The 11874-nt window shown below is 36.1% G+C and carries 10 protein-coding genes; 6 read left to right on the top strand and 4 right to left on the bottom strand.

All coding sequences use genetic code 11. From position 1 onward, the window contains the following. Positions 1-31 precede the first annotated feature (31 nt). Positions 32-1231 carry a peptidase C1 gene (locus tag J0M08_10745; protein ID MBN8703534.1) on the top strand — a complete coding sequence of 400 codons (1200 nt, stop codon included), beginning with the start codon at positions 32-34 and terminating at the stop codon, positions 1229-1231. A 94-nt stretch (positions 1232-1325) separates the two neighbouring features. On the opposite strand, the gene mqnE is transcribed toward J0M08_10745, so the two are convergent. Next, positions 1326-2462, bottom strand: a complete 1137-nt coding sequence (gene mqnE / locus J0M08_10740) for an aminofutalosine synthase MqnE (GenBank protein ID MBN8703533.1) — start codon at positions 2460-2462, stop codon at positions 1326-1328. A gap of 106 nt (positions 2463-2568) precedes the next feature. Here mqnE and J0M08_10735 point away from each other — a divergent pair, with 106 nt between their 5' ends. Next, on the top strand, positions 2569-3255 hold the full coding sequence (locus tag J0M08_10735) for a response regulator transcription factor (protein MBN8703532.1): 687 nt from the start codon (positions 2569-2571) through the stop codon (positions 3253-3255). Here J0M08_10735 and J0M08_10730 read toward each other — a convergent pair. Continuing rightward, positions 3245-5407, bottom strand: a complete 2163-nt coding sequence (locus J0M08_10730) for a T9SS type A sorting domain-containing protein (GenBank protein MBN8703531.1) — start codon at positions 5405-5407, stop codon at positions 3245-3247. The two genes, J0M08_10735 and J0M08_10730, sit on opposite strands and share 11 nt — an antisense overlap. A gap of 168 nt (positions 5408-5575) precedes the next feature. Here J0M08_10730 and J0M08_10725 point away from each other — a divergent pair, with 168 nt between their 5' ends. Continuing rightward, complete coding sequence (locus J0M08_10725; protein ID MBN8703530.1) at positions 5576-6010, top strand: peptidylprolyl isomerase; 435 nt, start codon at positions 5576-5578, stop codon at positions 6008-6010. Here J0M08_10725 and J0M08_10720 read toward each other — a convergent pair. Beyond that, positions 6007-6420 carry an acyl-CoA thioesterase gene (locus J0M08_10720; GenBank protein MBN8703529.1) on the bottom strand — a complete coding sequence of 138 codons (414 nt, stop codon included), beginning with the start codon at positions 6418-6420 and terminating at the stop codon, positions 6007-6009. The genes J0M08_10725 and J0M08_10720 overlap by 4 nt on opposite strands. 23 nt (positions 6421-6443) lie before the next feature. Beyond that, on the bottom strand, positions 6444-8315 hold the full coding sequence (locus J0M08_10715; GenBank protein MBN8703528.1) for a polysaccharide biosynthesis protein: 1872 nt from the start codon (positions 8313-8315) through the stop codon (positions 6444-6446). A gap of 114 nt (positions 8316-8429) precedes the next feature. Here J0M08_10715 and J0M08_10710 point away from each other — a divergent pair, with 114 nt between their 5' ends. The 3 genes from J0M08_10710 to gcvT are packed head-to-tail and all read left to right on the top strand — an operon-like array spanning position 8430 to position 11867. Then, entirely contained in the window at positions 8430-9509 is a 1080-nt protein-coding gene (locus tag J0M08_10710; protein MBN8703527.1) for a glycosyltransferase family 4 protein, read from the top strand. Then, positions 9506-10714, top strand: a complete 1209-nt coding sequence (locus tag J0M08_10705) for a glycosyltransferase (protein ID MBN8703526.1) — start codon at positions 9506-9508, stop codon at positions 10712-10714. Before J0M08_10710 ends, J0M08_10705 begins: the two co-directional genes overlap by 4 nt. Positions 10715-10763: 49 nt before the next feature. Continuing rightward, positions 10764-11867, top strand: coding sequence for a glycine cleavage system aminomethyltransferase GcvT (gcvT, locus tag J0M08_10700; GenBank protein MBN8703525.1), 1104 nt, complete (start codon positions 10764-10766; stop codon positions 11865-11867). Positions 11868-11874 lie beyond the last annotated feature (7 nt).

Below are 11874 nucleotides of genomic sequence, written 5' to 3'. Positions count from 1 at the left end.
TGTGAAAAAAACACTTTTACTTCTTGTAACTATTGTTATAACAATAACCACAACTGCTCAAAACACTCGTAAAGACAAAGCCGAATTCAAAGAACATAAAAATCTTTTTTACGAAGAAATTCAAAAAAACGCCAAACTGTTTAGCGAAGACAAACCAAAACCAGAAAAGCGATTTATGATGGACTATACAGGCATTGACATTCCAAAGTCAGCAGATGAGTTCACAAAAGTTTATACCGAAAATCCTGAATCGCAAGGTATAACCGGCACATGCTGGTGTTTCTCTACTACTTCATTTTACGAATCAGAAATTTACAGATTAACAAAACAAAAAATTGCCTTATCTGAACTATTCACTGTGTATTGGCAATATGTTGAAAAGGCTCGCTATTTTGTAAACGCGCGTGGAAAGTCGGAATTTGGCGAAGGCTCGCAAACCAACGCAGTACAACTAATGATGAAAAAATATGGTTTAGTTCCACACAGTGCCTACAGCGGTGTTAAGATCGGACAAAAATTTCATGACCATAGCAAAATGTATGATGAGATGAACGCTTACCTGCAAGGCGTTAAAGCAAGCAATGCATGGAATGAAGAAACTGTTGTTGCTACCATCAAATCAATTTTAAATTATTATATCGGTGTCCCTCCTACAACAGTTACTATAGATGGGAAAACAATGACACCTCAAGAGTATTTAAAAAATGTAACTAAACTTAATCCTGATGATTATGTAGATTTTATGTCGTTCGTAGAAAAACCTTATTGGACAAAGGCGGAGTACGAAGTGCCTGACAATTGGTGGCATTCAAACGATTACCACAACGTTCCCTTAAATGAATTTATGAGCATCATAAAAAGTGCAAGCAAAAATGGATTCTCTATTTCGATCGGGGGTGATGTAAGCGAAAGCGGAATCAATTCAACGCTAGGCGTGGCAATGGTTCCAACGTATGATATTCCGTCTGAGTATATTGATGAATATGCACGTCAATTTCGCTTTTACAACAAAAGTACAACAGACGATCATGCAATGCACTTAGTTGGATACACCGAAAAATCGAATGGAACTTGGTTTTTACTGAAGGATTCCGGCAGCAGCGGACATAATAATAAAAACAGCCCGGGATATTATTTCTACCACGAAGATTATGTAAAATTAAAGATGACAACGATGACACTACATAAAGATGCAGCAAAAGATATTTTACTGAAGTTTGCAGGAAAATAAGCTTCGTTTCATTGAGTTACTAAGCCATAAATAGGCAATTGAAAATACAACTGCGTATTTAGGGTTAAACACAGAATTAGAATTGAATTGGATTCTAATTGAATACGTAATCTTTGTAATCTGTTACGGTGTTATAAAGCGTGTCTCGCTCAATTGGATGTCTGTTTACTTGCTTTATGAGCTCAACCAATTGCTGTGTAGTTAATGCAGGAGATTGCTCTTCAGATCCGGCCATGGTATATATTTTGGTAGAATCGTCAATAGTTCCATCAATATCATCTACCCCAAAATTTAACGAAAGCTGGGCGGTATTTCTTCCTATCATTGGCCAGTAGGCTTTTATATGCGCAAAATTATCTAGATAAATTCTAGCTACTGCATAATTTTTTAAATCTTCAATAACGCTCACCTCCGCCACATTCGACATTTGATTGTCTTTGTTTCTAAATTTCAAAGGGATGAACGTGTTAAATCCTTTTGTTCTGTCTTGCAGTTCTCTCAGGCGTTTCATGTGGTCAATACGATGCTCGTACGATTCTATATGTCCATACAACATGGTTGCGTTGGATGGAACACCTATTTGATGCGCTGTTTCATGTATTTCCAACCATTCAGCAGAAGTACATTTGTCTTCACAAATTTGTTTTCGAATTTCTTCATCAAATATTTCGGCACCACCACCCGGTAGTGAATTCAACCCCATGCTTTTTAAGTACTCCAATCCCTCTTTAACACTCACTTTTGCCTTTCTAAACATGTATTCCAATTCTACTGCGGTGAATGCTTTTAAGTGAATCTCAGGGCGCAGTTCTTTTATTTTTTTTAGTAACTCGCCAAAGTACTTCAACCCCATTTTGGGATGTACACCACCTACAATATGAATTTCTGTAACGGGCTTACCATCGTAGTTGCGAACCAAATTTAAAATCTCTTCTTCGTTTAATTCCCACGCTCCTTCTTTTTGTTTTAGTAATCTGGAATACGAACAAAATTTACAATCAAATACGCAAATGTTAGTAGGTTCAATATGAAAATTTTTATTAAAAAAAGTATAATCTCCATTTTTTTGCTCTCTAACAAAATTGGCTAATGCCCCTACAGCTCCTACATCTGCATGTTTATATAAATACAGCGCATCTTCATCGGATATTCTGGTGTTCGATTTTACTTTATCTGTTATTGCCGATAAAACGGCATCTGTTTTGATAAATTGTAATAGTGAAGTGTCCATGTCTTTTTCTATAATAATCAAAGGTAATACCTGTAATGTTTAAATTACAGTAATATCTGTTATTTTTGTTTAAACAAGAAAACAACTTTTTCATACAAATTACCCTGTGATAAAAATACTTTTAGTAGAAGACGAACCTAGTTTGCAGGCTACCATAAAACTTAATTTAGAATTGGATGGCTACCAGGTAGTGGTGGCAGGAACAGGAACAAAAGCTGTTTCGCAATTTAAAGCGGAGCGGTTCGATTTAGTTATTTTGGATGTAATGCTACCGGAACTTGACGGATACGATGTTTGTAGAACAATACGAATTGAAAATACCGAAGTGCCTATCCTATTTTTAACAGCCAAAAATGAAAGCAGCGATAAAATTTTAGGACTAAAAATGGGAGCAGATGATTATTTAACCAAGCCATTTAATTTAGAAGAGTTTTTGTTACGTATTCAAATATTGCTGAAGCGTGCAAATAAAAAAGTGGAGAATCAGTTGAATGAATTTTTGTTTGGTGCGAATAAAATAAACTTCACCACCTACGAAATACAAGGTGTTAACGGATTTAAAAGCACACTATCTAAAAAAGAAGTGCTGCTCTTGAAACTATTAATTGAACGAAAAAACGAAGTAGTATCTCGCGAAACAATTTTAGAAAAAGTATGGGGATACGATGTGTATCCTTCTACCAGAACGATTGATAATTTTATTTTAGCTTTTCGAAAATATTTCGAGAAAGACCCCAAACAGCCAACTTACTTTCACTCTGTAAGAGGCGTAGGCTATAAGTTTACTGACTAATCTTTACAATCTTTCTGCTAAAATTGTTTTTTGATGAGTGGATTAACAACGTGTATATTCCGTTTTCGTAATTTTTTGTATCCAGTTTTATTTCCATTCCGTTAGTTGGATAGGTGTTGGTATAAACTAATTTCCCATGCATATCTAAAATTTCTATTCTATCAATTAGAGCAGAAGTTGCACGAATTGTTAATTCGTTAGAAAATGGAACCGGGTAAATAGTTGTTTGTTCGGCAATCGAGTTTGTTATTCCCATTCCCGGTTCTGTAACTATAAATGTGGTGCAGGTATCGCATCCCTTAGCATCTGCTATACAAACACTGTAAGTTCCTGCTGATAAGCCGGTAACAGAAGCTGTTGTATCATTCGTACTCCATAAAAATGTAAATTGTCCGTTACCTCCGGAAATTGAACTCAACGCAATAGCAGCATCACTTCCACCTACAGTACTCGCATTAGAAACGGTACTGCTAAATGTTATAGCTGTTGGCTGATTGACAGTAGTTGTGGCAATACCAAAGCATCCTAACGAATCTGTTACAGTTATTGTATAGCTTCCGGCTACTAAACCGCTAACAGCTTGAGTAGTATACATAGAATTATTGTTCCATAAATACGAATAAGGAGCTACACCTCCACTTTGTGTGGCTTGTATTTGCCCATCCGAAGATCCAAAACACGAAACATCGATAGCGGTAGCAGATGCCGACACTGGAGATGAAACAGAAATGGTAATAGTTTTTGCGGCAACACAACCTTTGCTATCCATTACACCACATGTATAGGTGCTTGCTGCTAACCCGGAAACACTTGCGGTTGTTTGGTTTACAGGCATCCATAAATAACTAAACGCTCCTGTATTACCACCAATTGCAACAGCGGTAGCTGAGGCAGTCGAATTAGAACCACAAGTAATAGATGAATGTGAAATAGAAAGCGTAAGAATACTAGGCTCCGCAATTGTTGCTGTTTGCTTGGCAAAGCATCCCAAAGTGTCAGAAACATGTAGTGTGTATGTGCCTGCGGAGAGACCTGAAATAGCTGTAGTTGTTGAATTGCTTGGCAACCACAAATAACTGTACGAATTACCTCCACCACTTACAGAGGAACTAACACTTCCGTTTTGATTCCCATTACAATCAATATCAGTTGATGTAAGTGTTGCCGTTAATTCTGGATACAACATTACATTGAGTGTATCCGAAGCAAAACAAGACCTGCTGTCAATAACAAAAACAGAATAAGTACCTGGAGCTAAACCGGTTGCAATTTGCGTAAATTGACCTGTAGATATCCATTGATAAAAATAAATAGGTGCTCCACCAGTAACACTTACTGTAGCTACTCCGCTATTTCCATTGCCGCAAAATCCGGTTTGATAAGCATCTACAACAAAAGGTGCAGGTCCTGCAATGGTAACAAATGTATCTCTAACACAATTTAACGAATCTCTTATTTCGATAGTATGGGTTGTTGCTGTTAGATTGGCTGCACTATTGGTTGTTTGTCCATCTGGCGACCAACTATATTTATATCCATTGCTGTAAGGCAATCCTCCACTGAGCGTAATACTTGCGGCTCCGTCTGTGCCACCATAACATGTAACACTGGCAGTGGTTGCAATCGTTACATTAATTAGGGGAGGGTCTACTAACGTTACTGTTTTCAAAAGTGTACAGCTATTCATATCTGTAATAGTAACACTGTAGGTAGTTGCATCTAAATTTATAGCAACTGGTGAGGTTTCTATGGGAAGTGTACTCCATAAGAAAAAATAGTTGGGTGTGCCGCCAGATACAGAAGCAACCGCCTGTCCATTCTTTGCACCATAGCACGTAATGCCAATAGGTGTAATAGTTGCACTTAACGCAGAAGGTTCATTTATAACAACAGTTGTATGTGTTGTACAACCAATTGAATCTGTAATATTTACAGTATAGGTACCTGCACATAATGCAGAAATATGTTGTGTAGAAAAACTCCCCGGACTCCAGCTGTACGATATACTTCCAGTCCCTACAGCATTTGCCACGGCAGTTCCATTACACAATGTATTGCAGGTAACACTAGTAGAAGAAACACCAACGGAGCATTGTGAAAATAGAAATTGAGAAGAAAGAATTACAATTAGTGTAAAAATTATTTTTTTCATGTGACTGTGATTAGACTTGTGTTTTTATGAGAATTGTATTGTTAGTTTCACCTTACCTTGTTAAGCAAGATATATTTCCTCACAATTAAATTTTTGTGAACCACAATATAGTTAGAATATGAAAAAATAAAAAGTATTTTTGTGCCATAAAATCGAAATAAATAAACTATGAGAACAGCAGAAATTCATACAGATAAAGGAATAATGAAATTGGAATTTTTTTATAAGGATGCTCCTAAAACAGTAGCTAATTTTATTCAGCTTATTGAAAAAGGGTATTATGATGGTTTAAAATTTCACCGTGTAATTCCAGATTTTGTTGTACAAGGAGGTTGTCCGGATGGGACGGGTGCGGGTGGTCCGGGATACACAATTCCGTGCGAATTAACAGGAGAAAACCAATACCACGACAAAGGTGTACTTAGCATGGCGCACCGCGGAAGAAATACAGGCGGGTCGCAATTCTTTATATGTCTTACGAGAAAAAATACCCAGCACTTAGACCGTCAACATACTTGTTTCGGAAAAGTTGTAGAAGGATTGGATGTAGTTGACAAATTAAGACAAGGCGACACTATTGTTAAAATGATAATGAAGGATTAATTGCCTTCAAATGCTTTTATTTTATTTATCCAACTTTCCGGCACAGCAACCGACTGGTGTGTTTCGAAGTTAAAACATACAATTACAGATTTTGCTACTACCGCAATTTTAGCATGTTCCGGAGCATTTTCACGAATTAGTTGATATTCAAAATCAAAACTCTTGCTACCAATTCGTGTAACGGATGTGTGCACCACAAGTTTATCTTCTAATAAAACTGGGAGTTTATAGTCTATTTCGTGGCGTGCAATAATAAATCCGGCTTTATTCCATTCTATGGGCTCGTTAATTACTTCGTGAAAATACTTGACACGAGCCAACTCTAAATATGTTATATGGTTTGCATTGTTTACATGTCCTAAGGAATCTAAATCTTTAAAACGTATTTGAATAGGTGTTTGGTGTTTCATACTAATTTTATTTATAAAGCTATTTAATCCAGTTTCTCAAAAACAGAATTGTTACTTACATATTCAGGCACAATCTGTTTCATTTTCTTTACAATTGCATTGTTATTTTGTTGGTTGAATAAAGAAATTAATTCTTCAATCTGCTTATTAATAGCATCAAAACTGTACTCTTGCACCTTGGCAATCATAATTTGCGAATGGTGTGTAGGCACTGTATTTTCGCTATTGTTTAAAAGCTCTTCGTATAGTTTCTCCCCCGGCCGTAATCCGGTATATACAATTTGAATGTCTTTATCTAGTGTTAATCCGGATAGTTCAATCATGTTTTTTGCTAAGTCAACAATCTTAACAGATTTTCCCATGTCGAAAATAAATATTTCTCCGCCTTTGCCCATTGCAGCAGCTTCCAGAACCAGTTGGCAAGCTTCCGGAATGGTCATAAAAAATCTATTTATCTCGGGATGAGTTATGGTAATTGGGCCACCCTTCTCTATTTGTTGTCGGAACCTTGGAATTACAGAGCCGCTCGAGCCAAGCACATTTCCAAATCGAGTGGTAATAAAACGAGTGCCCGTGTTGTTTTTATTTAACGCTTGGGTATAAATTTCTGCAATACGTTTTGATGCTCCCATTACACTGGTTGGGTTTACCGCCTTATCGGTTGAAATCATTATAAATTTTTCAACACCAAACTCCACCGATAAATCAGCTACCGTTTTTGTACCCAACACGTTGGTAAATATAGACTCAGACGGATTATTTTCCATCATAGGCACATGCTTGTATGCCGCAGCATGAAACACTACCGCTGGTTTAAAAGTTTTAAAAAGATTGCGCATTCGTTCTTTGTTGCGCACATCGCCAATTACAACTTCAATTTTTTCCTCTTGGTATTTTTCCAAAAGCTCCATCTCAATATCATACAAGCCAGATTCTGCTTGGTCTAGCAAAATAACTTGCATAGGATTGTATTGAGCAACCTGCCTAACCAATTCACTTCCAATAGAGCCGGCAGCACCTGTTATAAGAACCACTTTATTAGCAATCTCTTTACGAATAGCATCTTCATTCAGCTTAATAGGGTCTCGTTGCAGCAAATCTTCAATATTAATCCGCTTAATTTGCTTAAAGCTCAATTCCCCATTTATCCAACTACTTGCAGGAGGTACGTGCAATACTCTTGTTTTGTATTTTAGACAAAGTTCCACTATTTTTTGCTTAGTACTTATTGGAACATTTGCAACCGATATTATTACATGCGCTACATCATTGTTTTGAAGCAACTCATCCAATTTAGTAAGTGGATAAATTGTTACACCCTCCACTTTTCGTCCGCTTATCGATTTGTCGTCATCAATAAATCCAAGAAAATGGTATCGCGTTCCTAAGTCTCTATCTAATGTCCTTTGGGCAATAATGCCGGCTTCTCCTGCACCATATATAATTACACTTCGTTTGCTTTTAGCCGGGTTTTTCAATTCAAAATACAACGCCTTAAACATAATTCGCAGCGATATCATCAAGAAAGTTAGTGCCAAATAATCAATTATTACTACCGAGGTTGGAATTAAAAACAGTTCGGCACCAATAAGTTTTACGTTTATAAAATTAGCCGCAAAAAAGAAAACACAAACAAGTGTATTTACTATAAAAATACGCTGCGCATCCTTACTGCCGGTGTATCTAACAATTCCTTTGTATGTTTTGGAAATATAAAAACTAATGGCGCGAACTACCAGTGCTGCTGAAAATGCAATAGGAAAGCGCTCTACCTCAACTTCAGGAATAGCAAAGTTAAAACGCAACAAAAACGCCAATGTTAGCGATGCACAAGCTAATGCAAGATCAATAAAAAATATAATCCACCTAGGTGTGTTTTTTTCAAAAATAAACATTGAACAAATTTAATAAGTTTCTGTCAGCTTTAACGGTAGTTTATTTTCGATAGAAGATGCTATTAATAGGCTTAAATAATTACTTTTGTGCGTTAAAAATTGCAAGAGTGTAAAATGCCAAAAATATTGTTTATCGGAGCACATCGAATTAACAGGTCGCCAAGTCAGCGATTTAGATTCGAACAATATTTTTCTTTTTTAGAAGAGCAAGGCTACACCTGTCAATTATCCTATTTACTTGATGCGTTTGATGACAAGTATTTTTATTCTTCCGGTAATTGGATTTTTAAATTTATTATTCTAATCAAGGCTATCTATAGGAGATTGCGGGACATCTGTTCCGCTAAATCATACGATGCAATATTTATTCAGAGAGAAGCATTTATGACTGGCTCTATCTTTTTCGAAAAAATGCTGAAGCGAGTTGGGAAAAAAATTGTTTTTGATTTTGATGATTCAATTTGGTTAATGGATATTTCTGAAGCAAACAAAAGTTTAAAATGGCTAAAAAATCCAGCAAAAACAGCCAAGTTAATTGCACTAAGCGATACTGTAATTGCTGGGAATGCTTATTTAGCGGAATATGCAAGAAAATACAATCCCAATGTAACAATCATTCCAACTACCATCGACTTGAATTACCATTATTCTAACAGAAAAAGCAAAAACAGAATTTGCATTGGTTGGACGGGTAGCCATACTACCATTAAACATTTTGAGCTTGCAGTTTCCTTTTTACGACAAATAAAAAATAAATATGGCGACAGTGTTTATTTTAAAGTAATTGGAGACGAAACATACAAAAACGATTCTCTGGGAATTAATGGCGTAAAATGGTCGTTGAAGGACGAAATGGAACAGTTGCAAGAAATTGACATTGGCATTATGCCTTTGCCAGACGATGAATGGTCGAAAGGGAAATGTGGATTTAAAGGATTACAATACATGGCACTGGAAATTCCGGCTGTAATGTCGCCAGTTGGGATGAATACCGAAATAATAAACAATGGTGTAAATGGCTATTTGGCTTCAACAGACGAGCAATGGGTAGAAGTACTGTCTAAGTTAATTGATTCGAAAGGACTTAGAGAACAAATGGGAAAAGAAGCCAGAAAAACAATAGTAGAGAATTATTCTGTCGATTCTCAAAAACAAAACTATTTGCGAATCTTGAACGATTTAATAAAATCTTGAAAACTATCTTATACATAACCTACGATGGTTTAACCGACCAAGTAGGGCAATCTCAAATTCTTCCTTATGTTATAGAATTGGAAAAGCTGGGATATAAATTTCATATCCTTAGTTGTGAAAAAGAACATATACTTAACGAAAAAAAAAGCGAAATACTTTCTTTACTTGAAGGGAAAAATATTCAGTGGCATTCCATTTTATTTCACTCCAAACCACCTATTGTTGCTAAGTTGTACGATTTACATTTATTGAAAAAAGAAGCCAATCGCATTTGCTCGCAACATAAAATAAATATTATTCATTGTCGTAGCTATGTAGCAGCAGAGATTGGTTATTTATTCAAAAAAAAATATGGAACTAGATTTTTGTTTGACATGCGCGGCTTTTGGGTGGACGAACGTGTAGATGGCGGCATTTGGAATAAAAAAAGTTTGCTAGGAAAGTTTTTATACAAACGATATAAACGAAAAGAAGCCAACTATATAAACACCTCAGATGCCATTGTATCATTAACTTTTGCAGGTCAAAGAGAAATTCAGCGTTGGGATAGTTACGCAAATGCTCCTATTACAGTTATACCCTGCGCTGCCGATTTTTCTTTTTTTGAAGTAAATACTCCTGAGAAAAAAGAAAAGGCAAAAAAAATACTGGGCGTTGCTGAAAATGCTTTAGCGGTAGGCTATTTGGGCTCTTTGGGAACTTGGTATATGCTACCGGAATTGCTAAAGTTTTACAATGCTGTTTTGAAAAAATTTCCCGAAGCATATTTTATTTTTCTAACAGCAACACCAGCCCATGAAATAGAACGTGCTGCAAAAGAATTAGTAATTGACACCTCAAAATTGATTATTAAAAAAGCAACAAAAAAAGAAGTGTCGCAATTGGTTTGTGCTTTTGATGTAAGTCCGCTTTTTATAAAACCTTTGTATTCCAAGATTGCCAGTTCTCCCATTAAAATGGGCGAATTATCGGCATTAGGGATTCCAATGATAGGCAATAAAATTGGCGATGTAGAAGAAATAATTCAAGCTACTAAATGTGGATTATTGGTAGATGATTTTTCTGAATTGTCTTTTGCAAAAGTGGTAGATGCATTGCCACAATTGCTAACTATTGAAAGCAGAACTATTCGCATAAATGCACAGCCAATTTGGGATTTGACAGTAGGTGTTAAAAAATACGATAGTGTTTACAAGGGGTTATAAGCAAAAATATGTATCTTACTTATCCAAAATCATTAAAAAAAACAATACTATGGAGACTGTAGTAAACGAACTAAAAAGCACAGCATTAGAAAAAAAACATATTTCATTGGGAGCTAAAATGGTTCCTTTTGCAGGGTACAATATGCCTGTAAGTTATACCGGATTGAATGACGAACATGCTACCGTTCGCAACGCTCTTGGAATGTTTGATGTATCGCACATGGGAGAGTTTATTATAAGAGGAGAAAAAGCATTTGATTTAATCCAACGTGTAACATCCAATGATGTTGCCGCATTAACAGACGGCAAAGCTCAATATTCTTGCTTGCCAAATGAAACAGGAGGTATTGTAGATGATTTATTGGTCTATCGAATTGATGCAAAAACCTATATGTTGGTAGTAAATGCATCTAACATAGAAAAAGATTGGAACTGGATTAAGAAGTTTAATTCCGACAATGTAGAGATGGTAAATATTTCCGAAAAAACTTCTCTGCTTGCAATTCAAGGCCCCAAAGCTATAACAGCCTTGCAAAAGCTTACTTCTATTAATCTTTCGGAGATTCCTTATTATAGCTTTAAGAAAGGAACTTTTAACGGTGTAGAGAATGTGGTTATTTCAAATACAGGATATACAGGCGCAGGAGGATTTGAAATTTATTTTGAAAACCAATATGCCGAAAAAATGTGGGACGCTATTATAGATGCCGGAAAAGAATTTGGAATAAAGCCAATTGGTCTTGGAGCACGTGATACCCTGCGCTTAGAAATGGGATTCTGTTTGTATGGCAATGATATTGATGATACAACGTCACCGATAGAAGCTGGACTGGGATGGATAACAAAGTTTACCAAAACATTCACCAATAGCGAATATTTAAAAAATCAAAAAGAAAAAGGTGTAACAAAAAAACTGGTTGGCTTCGAAATGCTTGACAGAGGCATTCCTCGTCATGGCTACGAAATTGTTGATGCTACAGGTGCTCTTTTGGGAGTTGTTACTTCGGGCACACAATCGCCTACGTTGCAAAAAGGGTTAGGCTTAGGATATGTTGCTACAGGCAGCTCCAAAATAGATTCAGAAATCTTTATAAAAATCCGCGATAAACAATTAAAAGCTAAAGTGGTAAAAATACCGTTTTTAGGAAAGTAATTTTTTC

It is taken from the genome of Bacteroidota bacterium, from assembly GCA_017303975.1.
In the GTDB taxonomy this organism is placed as follows: domain Bacteria; phylum Bacteroidota; class Bacteroidia; order JAFLBG01; family JAFLBG01; genus JAFLBG01.
This window is presented reverse-complemented; position numbering and strand designations above follow the sequence as displayed.